The sequence below is a fragment of the Mesorhizobium sp. YL-MeA3-2017 genome (genome assembly GCF_030814575.1).
GTDB classification, from domain to species: Bacteria; Pseudomonadota; Alphaproteobacteria; order Rhizobiales; family Rhizobiaceae; genus Mesorhizobium; species Mesorhizobium terrae.
This window is the reverse complement of sequence record NZ_JAUSVH010000001.1, coordinates 1,910,023-1,927,215: the sequence shown is the minus strand read 5'-3', so window position 1 is coordinate 1,927,215 and position 17,193 is coordinate 1,910,023. Positions and strand designations below refer to the sequence as shown.

Genomic DNA, 17,193 nt, shown 5'->3' with positions numbered 1-17,193 from the left:
ACTCGCAAATTCTGGAGATACCAATGCAACGATATCTGACAATGCTCATGGTTGCCGCGGCAGCGCTGTTCAGTGTTGTCCCGGTGCAGGCCGAGGACGCTCCGGAGGTCATCCGCATCGGCGATGTCGGCTTCGGCTTCGGCAAACCGTTCGGCGTCGGCCTGCTGGCGATCGCGGATGCCAAGGGGTTCATTGCCGATCAGTTCAAGGACACCAAAACCAAGGTTGAGTTCACCTATTTCACCGGCACCGGACCGGCGATCAACGAAGCTCTTTCCAACGGCCAACTCGACTTCGCCTCTTACGGCGCCGTGCCCAACATCATCGGCAAGTCCAACGGGCTCGATACGGTGCTTGTTGCGTCTTACGGCGGAACAGTCATTTTTGGCGCCGCGCGTCCTGACGTCGACATCAAGACGGTCACAGACCTCAAGGGCAAGCGCATCGCAGTCCAGAAGGCGACGATCATTCACTGGGCACTCATCCAGGCACTCAAGAATGCCGGACTGTCGGAGAAGGACGTGACGATCGTCGATTTGAAGAATGCCGATCAACTCGCCGCGATCGCTGCCAAGAGCGTCGATGCCGTATTCGGCGCCGACTTCCTGCTGCCGCTCGAAGACAAGGGCATCGCCAGGATATTCTACAAATCATCAAGCGCCGGGCCGTCGGGCGACGGCTTTGGTGCCTTCCTCGTCACCGACAAGTTCCGCCAAGCGCATCCCGAGGCTGCGCAGAAGGTCGTCACCGGCTTTGTCGCGGCAGCTCACTGGCTGGCCGACGACAAGAACCGCGACGAGGCATTCCAGATCTGGTCGCGGGCCGGAACGCCAGTTGCGACGATCACCAAATCGAACGAAGGCACCCTGCTCAAGGGCAAGTACAATCCACGCCTCGATGCGTTCTTCAAGGCCCGTTACGCCAGCGCCATTGCCTTCAACAAGGAGCAGAAGCTTACGCGCCGCGACGTCGATCTCACCGCATGGGCCGATTCTTCTTACCTCGACAAGGCCATCTCGGACTTGAAGCTGGATGGTTTCTGGGCCGAGCGTGACGCCACCGGCGTCACGACCAACTAGTCGAGTACAGGGCGATGGCTTCGGTCGATCTGAAAACAGGCGTTGCGCGCGATTTCGGAGGGCCAGCGTCCACAGCCGTCTGGCTGAGGCCGTTGCCCGATCGAACCGGTCGGCTCGCGGCAAGGCTACTCGTTGCGTCCGCGCTGCCGGTCGCCTTGGGACTTCTCTGGCAGGCCGCCGTTGATGGCGCCTGGGTCTCGGCGCAGGTCCTTCCGCCACCCGCCTGGGTACTGCAGACCTTTCTCGACCTTGTCGGCGGGGGTGAAATCGGCTCGGCCCTGGCCATCAGCTTCACCCGTATCGCCCATGGCTTGTCGATCGGGGCGTCGTTGGGATTTCTGTTCGGCCTGCTGATCGGCTTTTCCCGACGTGCCGACGCTTATCTCGGCGCGACTTTTCGCGCGATCGCCACCGTGCCGTCGCTCGGTTGGCTGCCTATCCTGATCCTGCTTCTCGGCATCGATGAATCCCTGAAGATCGTCATTCTCGCCAAGGCATGTTTCGTGCCGATGGCGATCAGCATCGCCGAAGGCGTGCGCAACATTCCGCCGCGTCTGGCAGAGGTGGCGGATGTGTTGGCATTGCCGCGCAAGACCCGCTTCCTGAAGCTTACGCTGCCGGCCATCGTGCCGTTCTTCTTCACCGGCCTGCGTCTGTCGACCGCCCAGGCTTTCGTTTCGCTCATCGTCGTCGAGATGCTCGCGGGAACGGACGGCATCGGTTACCTGATGGTGTGGGGCCGCACGCTGTTCCAGCTCGATATCGTCATTGTCGGCATGCTGGTCGTCGGCGCCACCGGTTTCCTGTTGGACGTCCTCCTGCGTCGGCTTGAAGCATATTTCGCGGATCCGGATCTGCGCCATGGCTGAGGCTTCGCTTCCCCGCATCCTGGCGGCAATCCCGAAAGGAGCCTGGCTCCCCTTGGGTCTGCTTGCTGCCTGGGCGATTGCCGCAGGCAGTGGCGTTGCCACGAGCCCGCTCTTCGTTTCCCCGCTCGAGGTGCTTCGCGTCCCGTTCGCCGATCCCGACGGGCGTGAGGTCTGGGCCTCGCTCGGCGCAAGCATCCTTCGCATCGCTGGCGGCGGTGTGACGGGCGCGCTGCTTGGGCTGATCCTCGGCACGCTATGCGGCCTCTCGCGCGTCGCCTCGCTCGGTATCGCGCCAACCATCAACACGGCCCGCCAGATTGCCGTCTTCGCCTGGATTCCGCTGTTCACAGCCTGGTTCGGAAATGGCGAAACGACGAAGCTGGTGTTTACCGCCCTGTCGACCTTCTTCCCCATATTCCTGGCGACGGAGCGAGGTATACGCTCCACGCCCAAAGCGCTTGAGGAAGTGGCACAGGCACTCGGCCTGCCGTTGGGCAAGCGGCTTTTGCGTTTGTATTTCCCAGCCGCATTGCCGACCATTCAGGTCGGCATCCGGATCGCCGTGCTTTCGGCCTGGATCGGCACGATTGGCGCTGAATACGCGATCGGCAATGGCCGCGGATTGGGCAGTTTCATCGCCAGCGCACGCGACCAGTTTCGCATGGATATCGTTCTGGTCGGTGTCTTCTTCCTCGCCGTGGGCGGCGTGGCGCTCAATCATGGCTGCGAACGGTTGTTTGCCGTCCTGTTTCCTTGGGCAAAGGAGTAGCTCTGTGAACACCCCTTCTGCCGCCTTGTCGATCGGCCGTGTCGGTAAGTCATTCAATCTCAACGGAACCCACAGGGAAATTCTGCGCGATGTCTCCTTCGCAGTCAGCAAGGGCGAAATCGTCGGCGTGCTTGGCGCGTCCGGCTGCGGCAAGTCCACGCTCCTGCGGTTGATCGTAGGCTTAGACAAAGAATACTCTGGCCGCATCGCCGTATCCGGCGAGGAAACCAAAGGTCCGAACCGCAATGTTGCGATGGTCTTCCAGGACCATCGACTATTTCCGTGGCTGACTGTTGCCGGCAATGTGGGGCTGGCACTCGAGGCGCTCGACCTTTCGGCCAGGGAGAAGGCCGGCCGCATTCGGCATTATGTCGATCTCGTCGGTTTGTCCGACTATATCGACGCCTATCCCAAGCAACTCTCCGGTGGCATGGCGCAGCGCGCCGCCATTGCGCGGGCGCTCGTTTCCGAGCCGAACATCCTGCTTATGGACGAGCCGTTCGGTGCCCTGGACTCGTTATTGCGGTTGCGGTTGCAGGACGAGCTCCTGCGCATCTGGGATCGCAACAACATTTCCATCGTCATCGTAACCCATGATATCGAAGAGGCCCTTTACCTCGGCGATCGCGTGATCATCCTTGAAGCCAATCCCGGTCGAATCCATTCCGTCATCGATGTCGGCCTCGATCGGCCCCGATTGCGGGACGATCCGCACATGGCCAGCCTGAAGCGCCAGTGCCTGGAACTGGTCTTGGAACCATCGGCGCGGGTCAGTTCATGAGTTGTCGAGCCAGCCTGCCGGTGATCATGTTCTTCATTCGCTGACGAAATTGGGACAGTGTGTGTGCCGGCCTCGTCAGCTAGATCTATTTCCTTGACCTGCCTTTGCGAACCCTATTGTTCGCTTTCGGCCCCAGTCCAATCATCTAAAGCCTTGCCGTGGCTGTCCGATCGCTTTCGGTGCGGTTCAACAGTTCGCAAGGAGATTGGCAGCTAAGAGCCGTCGTTTCGGTTATTCGTACGGTCCAATTTTTTCCCAAAAACGGACATCTCCGGTGTCAATAGTCGCACGTTCGAATCTCTTATGGTGCGCCGCTCTGCGGCAAAGCACGAGGGGCCACCCTCGGGGCGCCAGTTGCTGGCAATCGTTCTTTGCCCGTGGTGGTCCATTGTGCATCCGTCACGCCAGCAACTAGCCGGTCAGAAACGATTTCATCGACTCGCGTTCTTCGATGATGAAGTCGAAAAATGCGGATATGCGCGGCGTTCGCCTGAGATCAGGATGCGCCAGCAGACGCCAGCTTCGTGACAACTCGGCAACCGGCCCCAGCACACGGACCAGATCCGGCTCTGCATCTCCCAGTGCGGCCGGCAGTGGCCCGACGCCAAGACCGGACTTCACCGCATAGATGAGGCCAAGGACACTGTTGGTGCGCGCCGCCATCTTGGCCTGCGGCGCAACATCCCTGAGCCACTTCGCCGCCCGATGGTTGCTCAGCGTGTCGTCGAATCCCACCAGATGATGACGAGACAAATCCTCGATTCGTTCCGGCCTGCCGTGGTGCTCGATATAGGCGTGGCTAGCATAGACCGCCCAGATCGATTCGGCGATCTTGCGGCCCACCAGTTCGTCGTCTGTGTCACCTGACCGGAAGGCGACGTCCGCTTCGCCTTTCGACAGGTCCAAATAACGATCGCTAGTCACGAACTCGACCCGCAGCTTCGGATGGCGCGCGTGGAAACGGTCGATTAGCTTCGATTGCGTCATTCGGTAAACGATCGGCTCCGGACATGTGACCCGAATGACGCCAGTCAGGTCCAGGGCAGTGTCGGTCACCCGACGCTCGAAGTCGGTGACGGCAACCTCGACGCGTTCGGCGTAGGGCAGCAAGGCTTCACCCAACTCGGTCAGCCGATAGCCGCTCGGCTGACGCACCACCAACTGCCGTCCGATCCGTCGCTCAAGCTCGCTGAGCCGCCGATGTACGGTCGATTGACTGAGGCCAAGCGCCTTTCCCGCCGCGATCGTGCTGTGGTGGCGCGCAACGGCCAGGAAGTATTTGAGGTCGGTCCAGTCGAACATGTTCCGATTATGCACTTCTGCCGCCCCATTTCGCAATGTTGCGGCTCCCCCCGGATCAGCCATTGGCGCATAGTTTCCTCGTTTCCTTCCGGTTGAACGGGTTGGGATACACGCCGATCAACGGTTCGGCTGATGCGTTCGCTGCGCGCTTGAAAGCAGAACTCGTCAAATGGAGAGATGTTGCTCGCGCTGCCAGCATCAAAATTGTGAACTGATCCGACGGGGCTGATGGGCCTCGAACTCGAACGCGCCAGTTGGGGCATGCCATGAGCCTCCAGTCATTGCTCACCATTTCGCAGCGTCTAAATGCCTCCATGGAGGCGCTTGCAGCCATCAGTGCCGAACTGCGACTGCGGCAATCGGATACACCGGCCGACCCTCGCGTGCGCGCACGATTGCGGGACATCATTGAGAACATCGAGCCAGGGCTCCTAGATGGCTTGTCGGGAGATCAACAGGCAACGGTCCTTGGGTCGATCGACGCATTCTTTCGCCAGGCCGTCGACCTGATCGACGATCCGGGCCGCACCCCGGGATGGTCTTTCAAGGACCCCGCCATCCTGCAATCCTACGGGCAGATGTCTCGTCGCGTGGTCCACGTGATCGACGAACTGGCACCTCAGTTACCGCAATTCAACGATACGTTGCGGCGACCGGGTGCCTTTCTCGATGTCGGAACCGGAGTCGGTTGGCTTGCGATCGAGGCAGCACGCACCTGGCCGGCATTGCGCGTTGTCGGCATCGACCCGTGGGAGCCGTCGCTCAGTCTGGCGCGGAAAAACCTGGCAGATACCGGCATGGCGAGCCGAATAGAGCTTCGCGCGGAACGGCTGGAGGATCTTTCCGAGCGCGATGTCTTCACGCTTGTCTGGCTTGCGGGGCCGTTCCTGCCGCCCGAAATCATTTCGACTGCACTGACAACGATCCGCAACGCGCTGAAACCCGGTGGTTGGCTGGTGTTTGGGCTCTTCGCCACTCCGGCGGATCCGCTTGGACAGGCTCTAACTGCATTGAAGGTCGTGCGGTCGGGCGGATATCCTTGGAGCAACGAGGATGTGGAGAGCAAAATGCACAGTGCTGGCTTTGAAGAAATCAAGTCGTTCACACCACCACATCTCGCACGATTTACCGTCGGCAGGCGCCCGCACTAGAGCTGCCGACGACTCCAAGCGCCGTTCCCGCGATCGCGCTTTGTGCCAGCGCGTCCGACACGCCCGCGATCCGCTGCACCATTGAACCGTGAAGAAAGGGACCTTCGTCATGGCCGCCAAACCTTCCGCCAGCGAACCCGCCGCGCAAACAGCGACGCGCCAACAGTTGAATCAGATGGAGCAGGCTTGGAACGACGGTGCGCCTCTAATTAAGCGCTGGCTGGGAGAGGCGACGTTGGCCATGTTGAGCATGGCCAACGTGAAACCCGGCGCTCACGTGCTTGATGTGGCCGCCGGTGCCGGCGGCCAGACCCTCGATATCGCTGAGCGCGTAGGGCCTCGCGGCTTCGTGCTCGCGAATGATTTGTCGCCGGACATTCTGCGGTTCGCGAAGCGGCAAGCCGCAGCCGCGGGCCATCAGAATGTCGAGATACTCGCCTCGGATGGGGAGAATCTTCAAATCGAGGACGCCCGATTCGACGCAGTGGTCTGCCGGATGAGTTTGATGCTGTTCCTTGATCCGTTGCAGGGTCTGCGGGAAATGAAGCGCGTCTTGAAGCCGGACGGTGGCGTCTGCACCATGGTCTTCTCGGCGCCTGACAACAACCCGTGTGTTGCAACTTTGATGTCAATCGCACTCCAGCATGCAGGCCTGGCTGCGCGCGATCCGTATCAACCGGGCGGGCTGTTCAGCTTGGGCAAGCTGGGATTGATCGACGATCTCTTCAGCCAAGCTGGTCTGCGCGCGATCGCAACAACAAGAATCGCTGCGCCGTTCAAGCTCCCCACCGCTCGGGACTACGTTGACTTCGTCAGAGCGTCTGCAGGGCTGGTGGCGCAAATCGTGCAGCGCCTGGAGCCGGCGAAAGCTCAGGCTGCGTGGGCCGATATGGAGCAGGCGTTAAGCCGATTTGAAACGACAGACGGATGGGTGGGACCAAACGAACTCCTGTTGACGGCAGCGCGGCGATGATTCGGCACGCTTGAAGCATTTTCAAACGAAGTGACGATAAGTTCGCGAAGTTCGATTCCAGTCACCGCGATTACTACTCCCGCCTCGGCCACGGCCGAAGAAAACTTGGCCAGGGCCAAGAGTTCGCCGCCGCCGACAGACGCTCGACGAGGCGGGAACGCTGAAGACTGTTTCTAAGCGCAACGGAACGGCAGCTTCCCCATGCTCAGCTCCCGAAAGCCGACAGTCCGCTGCCGCCCCCCTAGCGGACATGCGACAAGCGTAGAAACGGCGATGTTTGGTGGCGAGAAAAGTTCGAATCGCGTGCGGTCGGATGGCCAGCAGGCCAGGTTTCAGCAACTCTGAATGCCGCCAAGTCGACAGCGAACCTGTTCCGCGATGGGCATCGATTAGTCTTCTTCTCTGAGTTCGGACGGTGTCATGCAGTAAGCGGCCCGGAAGACCCGGTTGAAGGTTACGAGATTCTGAAATCCGCATGCGAAGGCAATATCGATAATGCGATGGCGCCGAAGGACTGGATCTCGCAGCATCATCCTGGCTTTTTCCAGCCTTTGTTCGCGGATATAGCGAGCGATGCTCGAGCCGCCGCGTTCGAAGTCCTTCCGCAACTGGCTCGTGGACACACGCAGGTGGACGGATATGTCATTATCGCTGAGGAGCGGATCGTCAAGGCGCTGGGAAATGTAGCGCTGCGCCAACATCAGACGTCCGCGGCTCAAGGTTCCGAAACGTGGGCTTTCGTCGCCGAGAGTGGGACCTATGACCGAGGCCGCGGCTGCGATCAGATCGGCGATATGATCAGATGCGAACTGCGTGATCGGCGGACCCGCAGGCTCCATCTCCCCGGCCAGGACATCGACATAAGCGCGCAAAAGCCGATTGACGGTTGATGGGCCATCCACAACCGTCATCAGGCGATCTTCGAAGAGAGCGCATCGCTGACGAACGCGCTCGCGTTCGGTCTGTGCGGCGATGAGACCGCATTGCCCGTCGCCCACCTGAATGATCGACGGTGCGCTCTGCTCGATGAGCACGGACGCTCCCGGGGCAAGTTCGACGCTCTTTCCCGATTGGTCGACGCCGAGCCGGGACAGCCCCGCATTCAGGAGCAGCACGACGTTGTTCGTGTTGTGAGACGCAATGTCATTGATCGTCCGCGAAATCGACTTAACGGTGCCATGGATGGTGCCAACGGCCACATCACAGGTTCGGGCAATCCTGAGCTCTCCCTGGAACGATCTGCCAACGGCCGGATCGGCGTGAAGATTGGCGTAGCCAGACGAGAGCGATGAAATCCACTGCTCTTTCCGCAGTGTTTCATCACCAATCAGCGCGTCTGAACTGTAAACGATCCTCTGCACATATCCCCCACAGGCTGCCGACACGCTCGCGGATCGTATTGCGACGACATCCGTTCGCGGCCCTCCCCAGAAGGGCTGCCCGGCCAACACGCCAGTCAAAGCATCGCAAAATACTGGGCTGACCTCAACTGGCGGCTTATCACCCTCCCGTGCAGATGGGGCAGACCGGGTGTTTTAAGCGAGACGAGCGGCATTCGACGGAATACGAGCGATCATTTGGCAACGCTCAAATACCCGCGACATCGATCAAGTATCGAATTTGACTATAAAACTTGTCGCTCTTGATGAGACCGGGATCTGTTCAGTCTTTACCGTGCTGATGAGTGTCTGGTCTGACTAGGATCTCATCGTTGCTGCACAAGACGGTATTTTCATCACGCGACCTGCCTTCCGATCTGGACGGCAAGGCAAGATTCGCGCGCTGGCAGGAGATGCACATCGCGAAAATCGGGTCGGTCGAATTCGGGGCTTCGGACAATCTGCCTTTCGAGGCTGAAATCGAGGCGACGATCATAGGTCCGCTGATCCTCGGCCAGATGGCCGGCACGATCAGGCAGTCCAAGAGACAGGCTAGGAACGTCGCCGATGATGGGCATGATGGCTATCTCCTGTTCATCAACAGGGGCGATACGGCGTTGGCCGGCACGCAGGTTGGACGCGACTACAGTATCGGACCTGGCCAAGCGGCGTTGGTTTCGGCGTCCGAGCCGTCGAGGATGATCGGCGGCGACAAAAATCTCTGGACCAATGTGGTGATCCCCCGCGATGTGCTCGCCGCCGCATTCAAGCACATCGATGATCGGCTGGCGGTCTGCATCGATGCTGAAAGCGAGGCGCTGGGCCTGCTCACACGCTACTGCCGCATGATTGAACTCGGCCCGCCTCTGGTCGCTCCCCATCTCATTGCGCATGTCAGCGAGATGGTCGTTGATCTGGTCGGCCTTGCGATCGGCGCCAAGGGTGAAGCTGCCGAGATCGCGAGCTTGCGAGGCCTGCGCGCGGCTCGATCACAGGCAATTCTGGCCAAGATCGAGGACGGTTTCACCAATCCCGATATCTCCGCACGGAAGGTTGCACAGGAACTCGGGTTGTCTGTGCGTTATGTCCATGAACTTCTGGAAGAGACCGGCTCGAGTTTTGCCGAGCACGTCCTTGAATTGCGATTGCAGAAAACGCGGCAGGTCCTGTCCAGCCGAGCCCATGACAAGTTGCTGGTGAGCGAGATCGCCTATTCCTGCGGCTTCAGCAGTCTTTCCTATTTCAACCGTGCTTTTCGCCATCGTTTCGGCTGCACACCGGGTTCCGCGCGGTAGCGCCAACGGCTCGACATGCCTTGTCGCGACCTTGTGGGCTCGCTCTTCTATCGCTGCGCTCCAGGGCAAATCGACCGCTCTCCAGGGCAAGACACAGATCGGAACCCGCGATATCCGTGAGGCATTCGGCGCGCCCTCGTCCCTCAGCGAAGTCTGAGTTGCCGACCGCTCCCTGCCCGATTTCCGGAGGCCTTTTTCGCATTCCCCTCACTCTCGGCGTCATATCGGTACTGGCGCTCCTGCTTGTCCAAGGTGAGAAAGGCCGTGCCAAGCCACCGAAGCCGGAGGATGTCGCTGGAATCATTGGCTTCCTGCTGCGTGTCCATGACGGAGCCTGTCCCGGCCTGACCTTTGACCCGGTGGCCATGTCACGCATGATCGACCCTCGCGGTATGACGCTGGACGCCATCAAGCGCCGGTACCGCAAGGACTTCGACGAGAGCTATGCGGAAGTTGGATCGCGGATCGCCGGTGAAGGGCTGCCCGCCTATTGCGATCTGGTACGGACGTTCTTCGGCCGGAACCCAGGCGAAACTCCCGGATTGGTCGTCCGCTGAAAACTGTTCCCGGATGGGTTCAGAGGACCTGGTCGCGCTCCCGGCGGGGCTCATCATTCGTGGTGCGCAACGCCAGACAGCACGGAACTCTACCGTTGCCTGACGGTAACGCTGTACCAAAAAAACTCCCACCGCACTCCAGGGCAATTCTGCCGCAGTACAGGGCAAGACCATTTCGAAACCCGATGCAATAGCTCCGAACACGAAGCCAAGCTGTTGTTGAATTTGGGGGTTTACATTCGCATGGATAGTCTCGGGATCCACAAGGCATCATATTTGAAGTCTCTCGGGCCGGGGGCGCTCGGTGCTCGCCGCCTTCTGTCGTCGGCCTCCGTTTTCGCGATGGCGCTATCGGCTGGACTGGCCTTGCCTGATGCTGCCAGAGCGGCCGATTGGACGGGTGCGACATCCACCGACTGGTTTACAGCCGGAAACTGGAGCACTTCCGCCGTCCCGACAGCGGCGGACGTGGTTACGATCGACACCGTCACGCCGAATCCGACGGTTGTGAATGCGGCAAATGCCGCAGCGCTGTATCTTTATCTAGGTAGCGGCTCGCTCACCACAGGTGCATTGACGATCTCCAATGGCGGCACGGTCAGCAGCACCATCGGTGAGATCGGCAAAGCCGCCACGGCGACGGGCACGGTGATGATCACCGGCGCAGGTTCGGCCTGGACTGTCGGGCAGGATATCAGAGTCGGCAGTTACGGCGCCGGCACACTCACTATCTCGAACGGTGGCGCAGTTAGCAGCTACTTCGGCTATCTCGGGGTGCAAGCAGGGTCCCATGGCATCGGATCCGTTGACGGCGCAGGCTCGACCTGGACCAATGTTGGCGACTTCAACGTCGGCCTGGCAGGCACGGCTGCGTTGACCATTTCGAACGGCGCTACGGTGAGCAATGCTGCGGGCTGGGTCGGCTACCTCGCCGGTTCAATCGGCACGGTGACGGTCGACGGGGTGGGCTCGACCTGGGCAAATAACGGCGGCTTGACCGTCGGCCGAGCCGGCGACGGCACGCTCAACATTCTCAATGCTGGGACGGTGAATAGCGTCATTGGCATTGTCGGCGACCTCACCGGCTCCACAGGCACGACCCTCGTCGATGGCGCCGGCACGACCTGGGGCATCGGCGGAGCCCTTGTTGTCGGCAAAGGCGGCCAAGGTAAGCTCGCCATCGCCAACGGCGGCGCGGTGAGCAACGACACCGGCTATGTGGGATACGACGCCGGTTCGGCCGGCTCGGTAACCGTCACAGGCGCCGGTTCGAGCTGGACCACCAGCTCAGACGTCACGGTCGGCTATTCCGGCACAGGAACGCTGAGCATCCAGGGCGGCGGCACGGTGAGCGCCGGCTCCAACGGCTACATCGGCAATTTCGCCGGCTCCACGGGCACGGCCACGGTCGACGGCGCCGGCTCGACATGGACCAATGGAGGAGGCCTTGCTGTCGGCTATGGAGGCATCGGCACGTTGACGGTTTCCAACGGCGGCGCGGTGAACAACGGTGGAAACCTTGTTGTTGGCACCCTCGGCACGGGCACGGTGACGATTTCGAGTGGCGGCGCGGTGAAGAACGACACCGGCTATTTGGGTTTTCTGACCGGCTCTGCCGGCACGATGACGGTCACAGGCGCCGGCTCGACCTGGAACAACAACACGGACGTCGTTGTCGGTCATTCGGGCGCGGGAACGCTGAACATCCAGGGCGGCGGCACGGTGAGCGCCGGCTCCAACGGCTATATCGGCAACCTCGCCGGTTCCACCGGCACCGCGACTGTCGACGGCGCCGGGTCGACATGGACCAATGCAGGGGGCCTTGGTGTCGGCGTCCAGGGCGCCGGCACGCTGACGGTTTCGAACGGTGGTGCGGTGAGCAACGGTGGGACCCTTGCTGTCGGTATCCAGGCCATCGGTACGGTGACGATTACGAGCGGCGGCATGGTTGGCAACGACACTGGCTATGTGGGTTTCGCCGCTGGTGGCGCCGGAACGGTAACGGTCACAGGCGCCGGCTCGTCATGGAGCAACGCCGGCAATCTGTATGTCGGCTACGACGGCGCGGGCGACGTGAAAATCACCAATGGCGGTGTCGTCACCAGCAACATTGGATATCTCGCCTATGGCACAGGTTCCGCGGGAACCGTGACGATCGACGGCGCCGGTTCGGCTTGGAACACACTGACCGGCATCGCAGTCGGCACATCGAGCGTCGGGACGTTGAGCATCACCAATGGCGGCAAGGCCAGCGGCGATGCCGGCATCATCGGCGCGATCGCGGGCGCCACCGGTACGGTGACGATCGATGGGGCAGGTTCGCTCTGGACAGCAACTCAGCGCCTGTTCGTTGGGGCCGGCGGCAACGGCAGCATGACGATCAGCGGCGGCGGCGGCGCGATCAGCGATGAAGGTGATATCGGCTTCAGCGCCGGATCTTCGGGCGTGGCGACGGTCACGGGTGCGGGATCGTTCTGGACCAACAGCGGCGCCCTTTTTGTGGGCCGCGACGGCGCGGGCACGCTCAATATCCGGAGCGGCGGCGCCGTCACCAGTTCTTCCGGCTACGTGGGCGATGCCGCGGGCTCTAACGGCACGGCGACAGTTGATGGCGCAGGTTCGACCTGGACCAGCAGCGGCTCCCTTAGCGTCGGCATCGACGGCACCGGCTCGTTGATCGTTTCCAACGGCGGCAAAGTCAGCAATACGACCGGCTTCCTCGGCGTCAAACAGGGCTCCATTGGTTCGGCGACGGTCGACGGCGCGGGTTCTACCTGGACCAGCAGCGGCAGCCTTGCCGTCGGCCTCGACGGCTCGGGCACATTGACCGTTTCAAATGGCGGCACGGTCAACAACGACGTGGGTTTTCTGGGCGTCAATCAAGGCTCCAACGGCAAGGCGACGGTCGATGGCGCCGGCTCCGCCTGGGCCAATACCGGCTCCCTTGGCATCGGCTTCGACGGCTCAGCCACGTTGATCGTTTCCAACGGCGGCAAGGTCAGCAGCACAACCGGCTATCTGGGCGTCAATCTGGGCTCGATCGGTTCGGCGACAGTCGACGGGGCAGGCTCCACCTGGGCCAATAGCTCGGGTCTGTTTGTCGGCGCTGGCGGTACGGGCACGCTGACGATCGCCAACGGAGGTACTGTGTCGACGGGCGGTGTCGCCATGATCGCCCTGCAGCCCGGCTCGGTGGGCACGCTGAACATCGGCGGTGCGTCAGGGTCGGCTGCTACGGGCGCCGGCACGCTGAGCGCCACGTCCGTCGTGTTTGGCTCGGGCACCGGCACGATCAACTTCAACCACACCGACACGAACTACATCTTCGCGCCGGGGATCAGCGGCGCCGGCACGATCAACCAGATCGCCGGCAACACAAACCTGACTGCCGATTCCAGCGGCTTCACCGGCGCCACCTATGTGACCCGTGGCCGCCTGGCCGTGAACGGTTCGATCGCCAATTCAGCGGTCACAGTCTCGGGCAGCGGTATCCTCGGCGGCAATGGGACGGCTGGCAGCGTCGTCGCCAATGCCGGCGGCATCATCGGCCCGGGCAACTCGATCGGCACGCTGACGATCAACGGCAACCTCACCCAGGCCGCCGGCTCGACCTACCAGGTCGAGCTGACCTCGACCGGCCAGTCCGATCGCATCAATGCGACCGGCGCGGCGACGATTGGCAATGGCGCGCTCCTCGATATGATCAAGCTCGACGCAGCGCCCTATGTCATTGGCACGCACTACACAGTGCTGCAGGCCAATGGTGGCGTCAGTGGGACCTATACGCTCACCGGCAACACCAAGCTCTCGGCCTTTATCGGCCTCGTCGACAGCTACGACCCGACCCACGTCTATCTCGACGTGGCGCAGACCAAATCCTTCACCTCGGCTGGGCTGACCCCGAACCAGATCGCGACTGGCGGCGGGGCGGAGAGCCTGGGCATCGGCGATCCTGTCTACACGGCTGTTGCCTGGCTTCCGACCGACGCAGCCGCGCAATACGCCTTCGACCAGCTCTCGGGTGAGATCCATCCTTCGGCTCGCACGGCGTTGATCGAGGACAGCCGCTTCGTCCGCAATGCCGTCAACGATCGCCTGCGCGCCGCCTTCGGTACGATCGGCGCCTCAGAAGCCGCAGTCGCGACCTATGACGGCCAGCGGGGGATGGCTCCGGCCACGACCGATCGCCTCGCGGTCTGGGGCCAGGGTTTTGGCTCCTGGGGCCACACCGACAGTGACGGCAATGCCGCGCGTCTCAACCGCAAGACAGGCGGCTTCTTCATCGGCGCCGACACTCCTGTCTTCGAGACCTGGCGCTTTGGCGCGGTCGCCGGCTACAGCCGCACTGACTTCGATTTGAAGGATCGCCGCTCCTCCGGCGCGAGCGACAACTACCATGTCGGCTTCTATGGCGGCACCACCTGGGGCGATCTCGCCTTCCGCACCGCCGCGGCCTACACTTGGCACGACATCTCGACCTCGCGGAACGTGATCTTCCCCGGCTTCGGCGACAGTCTGAAGGGCAACTACAATGCTGCGACCGCGCAAGTCTTCGGCGAGCTCGGCTATGGAATCACGGCCGGTGCTGCCCGTTTCGAACCGTTCGCCAACCTTGCCTATGTCAGCGTCCATACCGACGGCTTCACCGAGCAGGGCGGGGCGGCCGCGCTGAGCAGCCAGCGCGCCACCAGCGACGCGACCTTCACGACGCTGGGCCTGCGCGCCTCGACAGCGTTCACGATGGGCGACGTCAATACGACGGCGCGGGGCATGCTCGGCTGGCGTCATGCCTTCGGCGACGTCACCCCGTTCTCGACGATGCGCTTCGCCGGCGGCGGCAATGCCTTCTCGATCGGCGGCGTTCCGATCGCCCGTAACGCGGCCGTGATCGAGGCCGGCCTCGACTTCGCGCTGACACCCGCCGCCACGCTCGGCGTCACCTATGGCGGGCAGTTCGGCTCTGGCATGTCCGACCAGTCCGTCAAGGCAAACTTTAACGTCAAGTTCTGACGGAGGACCGCCGGCAATCCGAAAGAGGGTCTCTCTCTCAGATACACCGCCCTACCATTCGGCCTGGCGCTCGATTCCGGGATCACCTTCCAGTGGTGGCGCCGCTGCTCCGCTCTGGATCTTGTTGCCGGGCTTCGCCACAGCGCTGGATCGTGTGGGGGCGCTGTCACGTTGACGGCCGGTCCCCACCCTTCTCGGTCTCTGGAGCCAGTTTCACAACCGCGTAAAGCGGACATCGCCGGAGATCTAAATGGAGGGCAAGCCACGCTAAGAACGGTCGAGGAGGTCACTCCAGCGAGAAGGTTTCGGACCGCAGTCAGGATAACCGATAAATGCGTCGGGCATTGCCTGTGCCGATCGCTGCCTGTTCGTCAGCCGAGAGGTCTGCCAGCAGTTCTTTGGTGATTTCGATCCAGGCCGGTAGTCCGGACCCGAGATTGACGACCGGCCAATCGCCGCCCCACACGATCCGTGCCGGCGTAAAGACTTGAACGATATGATCGATCCAGCGTCGCAAGGTTTCGACATTCGCAGTGCCTGGAGTACAATAGGCCGTCACACCCGACAGCTTCACGCTCACATTCGGGGAGCGAGCCACTTCCGAAATTGCGTCAGCCCATACTGAGAATGCATCGCCGGCAATATCGGGAACGCCGCAATGGTCCAGCACGAAACGCTGGTCCGGGCAGGCTTTGGCAAGGTCCGCCGCGATAGGCAACTGACGCGCGAGAAAACACATGTCGAACGCCAGGTCCTTGCGACCGATCTTGCGCAGGTTCTTACGGAATGTTTCGGAGCGCGACATCTCATCGTCGACAACATGGAGGATCCGTCGAAAACCGGCGACGGATAGCCGATCGCATTCGTCGAGCCAGGCGTCGAACCCTTCGTCTATCTCCGGACGACATGAAGCGACCTGCGCCAAGAGGCCATCGCCGCCGACGAGCGAGGCGACGAACCTTGCCTCCTTCTGGTAGTCGGCGTCATCGACGCCGGTTTCCATGAACACCGTTCCGATGACGTCATCGCCGCGCGTCAGTTCGCCATAGTCAGACCGCGTGAAGTTGCCGGAAGCAAGTGCCGGGATGCCGTTGGTCCAGCCGTAGCCCAGTTGGTCGCGATAGATGAGGTGTTGGTGGGTGTCGATCAATTGCATGGCGCCAAATCCTTGTGACGAAAATCAATCGGCGATCACGTCTTGGCGCTGCCGGCCAAGGCCAGCGATTCCCAATTCGACCACATCGCCGGCTTTGAGGTATCTCGGAGGCTTTTGACCCAGTCCCACACCGGGAGGGGTCCCGGTGGAAATAACGTCGCCGGGATGCAGGCTCATGAACTGGCTGAGGTAGCTGACAAGAAACCCGACGCCGTAGACCATCGTCCGTGACGAGCCATTCTGCATCGTCGCGCCATTGACCTTCAGCCACATGTCGAGGTTCTGTGGGTCCGCCACCTCGTCGCGGGTGACGAGCCAGGGGCCAATCTGGCCGAAATTGTCGCAGCTCTTGCCCTTGGTCCATTGTCCCGAACGCTCAATCTGGAAGGCGCGCTCGCTGACGTCGTTGGTGACGGCATATCCGGCAACGTAATCCATCGCATCGGCCTCTGAGACGTATTTCGCCTTCTTGCCGATGATGACGGCCAGCTCGACTTCCCAGTCTGTCTTCTCGGAACCGCGAGGGATGACGATGGGGTCGTTCGGTCCGCAGATCGCACTTGTCGCCTTCATGAAGATGACAGGTTCGGGGGGAACCTGCATTCCGGATTCCGCAGCGTGATCGGCATAGTTGAGGCCGATGCAGATGAATTTTCCGGTTCCCGCCACGCAGGGCCCCAGACGGACACCAGCATCGACGGCTGGAAGCACGCCCAAATTGGCCGACCCGATCCTTGCGAGGCTGCCGTCGGAAAGCACATCGCCGGAAATATCCGGAATGATGTCGCTGAGATCGCGAATGACTCCGTCATGCCCCAGGATACCGGGCTTTTCGGTGCCTGGCGGTCCAAATCGCAACAGCTTCATATCCA

Annotated in this window: 13 protein-coding genes; 9 read left to right on the top strand and 4 right to left on the bottom strand. The window is 61.6% G+C overall.

From position 1 onward, the window contains the following. The first annotated feature begins 23 nt into the window (after positions 1-23). The 4 genes from QFZ88_RS08980 to QFZ88_RS08965 are packed head-to-tail and all read left to right on the top strand — an operon-like array spanning position 24 to position 3,498. Positions 24-1,079 carry an ABC transporter substrate-binding protein gene (locus QFZ88_RS08980; protein ID WP_024926983.1) on the top strand — a complete coding sequence of 352 codons (1,056 nt, stop codon included), beginning with the start codon at positions 24-26 and terminating at the stop codon, positions 1,077-1,079. Between the two features lie 14 nt (positions 1,080-1,093). Then, entirely contained in the window at positions 1,094-1,948 is an 855-nt protein-coding gene (locus QFZ88_RS08975; RefSeq protein WP_024926982.1) for an ABC transporter permease, read from the top strand. Then, positions 1,941-2,717 (top strand): ABC transporter permease, encoded by a 777-nt coding sequence (locus QFZ88_RS08970; protein ID WP_024926981.1) that lies wholly within the window; start codon positions 1,941-1,943, stop codon positions 2,715-2,717. The genes QFZ88_RS08975 and QFZ88_RS08970 overlap by 8 nt, the downstream gene beginning before the upstream one ends. Further along, positions 2,668-3,498: an ABC transporter ATP-binding protein gene (locus tag QFZ88_RS08965; protein ID WP_051504893.1), complete on the top strand. Its 831-nt coding sequence runs from the start codon at positions 2,668-2,670 to the stop codon at positions 3,496-3,498. Before QFZ88_RS08970 ends, QFZ88_RS08965 begins: the two co-directional genes overlap by 50 nt. A 411-nt stretch (positions 3,499-3,909) precedes the next feature. Here QFZ88_RS08965 and QFZ88_RS08960 read toward each other — a convergent pair whose 3' ends face one another. Continuing rightward, the gene (locus QFZ88_RS08960) at positions 3,910-4,800 is read right to left on the bottom strand and encodes a LysR family transcriptional regulator (RefSeq protein ID WP_024926979.1); all 891 of its coding nucleotides are present in this window, start codon (positions 4,798-4,800) and stop codon (positions 3,910-3,912) included. Between the two features lie 266 nt (positions 4,801-5,066). On the opposite strand from QFZ88_RS08960, the gene QFZ88_RS08955 reads away from it, so the two are divergent. Continuing rightward, positions 5,067-5,951: a class I SAM-dependent methyltransferase gene (locus QFZ88_RS08955; protein WP_024926978.1), complete on the top strand. Its 885-nt coding sequence runs from the start codon at positions 5,067-5,069 to the stop codon at positions 5,949-5,951. A gap of 109 nt (positions 5,952-6,060) precedes the next feature. After that, entirely contained in the window at positions 6,061-6,924 is an 864-nt protein-coding gene (locus tag QFZ88_RS08950) for a class I SAM-dependent methyltransferase (protein WP_024926977.1), read from the top strand. A 389-nt stretch (positions 6,925-7,313) separates the two neighbouring features. Here QFZ88_RS08950 and QFZ88_RS08945 read toward each other — a convergent pair whose 3' ends face one another. After that, positions 7,314-8,285 carry a helix-turn-helix domain-containing protein gene (locus tag QFZ88_RS08945; protein ID WP_139116405.1) on the bottom strand — a complete coding sequence of 324 codons (972 nt, stop codon included), beginning with the start codon at positions 8,283-8,285 and terminating at the stop codon, positions 7,314-7,316. 536 nt (positions 8,286-8,821) lie between these two features. Between QFZ88_RS08945 and QFZ88_RS08940 the strand changes: the two genes are divergently transcribed. From QFZ88_RS08940 to QFZ88_RS08930, 3 genes are all read left to right on the top strand, one after another. Next, positions 8,822-9,598: a helix-turn-helix transcriptional regulator gene (locus QFZ88_RS08940; protein ID WP_373426381.1), complete on the top strand. Its 777-nt coding sequence runs from the start codon at positions 8,822-8,824 to the stop codon at positions 9,596-9,598. A gap of 158 nt (positions 9,599-9,756) precedes the next feature. Further along, positions 9,757-10,155 carry a hypothetical protein gene (locus QFZ88_RS08935; protein ID WP_024926974.1) on the top strand — a complete coding sequence of 133 codons (399 nt, stop codon included), beginning with the start codon at positions 9,757-9,759 and terminating at the stop codon, positions 10,153-10,155. A gap of 468 nt (positions 10,156-10,623) precedes the next feature. Then, on the top strand, positions 10,624-15,165 hold the full coding sequence (locus QFZ88_RS08930; RefSeq protein ID WP_024926973.1) for an autotransporter domain-containing protein: 4,542 nt from the start codon (positions 10,624-10,626) through the stop codon (positions 15,163-15,165). Positions 15,166-15,481: 316 nt separating this feature from the next. Here the strand turns inward: QFZ88_RS08930 and QFZ88_RS08925 are convergent, their stop codons facing one another. Continuing rightward, positions 15,482-16,321, bottom strand: coding sequence for an amidohydrolase family protein (locus QFZ88_RS08925; RefSeq protein WP_024926972.1), 840 nt, complete (start codon positions 16,319-16,321; stop codon positions 15,482-15,484). 24 nt (positions 16,322-16,345) lie between these two features. Beyond that, a complete protein-coding gene (locus QFZ88_RS08920; protein ID WP_024926971.1) occupies positions 16,346-17,188 on the bottom strand; it encodes a fumarylacetoacetate hydrolase family protein in 843 nt (280 codons plus the stop codon). Positions 17,189-17,193 lie beyond the last annotated feature (5 nt).

Coding starts and splice junctions, on each gene's coding strand:
- QFZ88_RS08980 (WP_024926983.1), top strand. CDS start 24: ATGCAACGATATCTGACAATGCTCATGGTTGCCGCGGCAGCGCTGTTC.
- QFZ88_RS08975 (WP_024926982.1), top strand. CDS start 1,094: ATGGCTTCGGTCGATCTGAAAACAGGCGTTGCGCGCGATTTCGGAGGG.
- QFZ88_RS08970 (WP_024926981.1), top strand. CDS start 1,941: ATGGCTGAGGCTTCGCTTCCCCGCATCCTGGCGGCAATCCCGAAAGGA.
- QFZ88_RS08965 (WP_051504893.1), top strand. CDS start 2,668: ATGGCTGCGAACGGTTGTTTGCCGTCCTGTTTCCTTGGGCAAAGGAGT.
- QFZ88_RS08960 (WP_024926979.1), bottom strand. CDS start 4,800: ATGTTCGACTGGACCGACCTCAAATACTTCCTGGCCGTTGCGCGCCAC.
- QFZ88_RS08955 (WP_024926978.1), top strand. CDS start 5,067: ATGAGCCTCCAGTCATTGCTCACCATTTCGCAGCGTCTAAATGCCTCC.
- QFZ88_RS08950 (WP_024926977.1), top strand. CDS start 6,061: ATGGCCGCCAAACCTTCCGCCAGCGAACCCGCCGCGCAAACAGCGACG.
- QFZ88_RS08940 (WP_373426381.1), top strand. CDS start 8,822: ATGGCCGGCACGATCAGGCAGTCCAAGAGACAGGCTAGGAACGTCGCC.
- QFZ88_RS08925 (WP_024926972.1), bottom strand. CDS start 16,321: ATGCAATTGATCGACACCCACCAACACCTCATCTATCGCGACCAACTG.
- QFZ88_RS08920 (WP_024926971.1), bottom strand. CDS start 17,188: ATGAAGCTGTTGCGATTTGGACCGCCAGGCACCGAAAAGCCCGGTATC.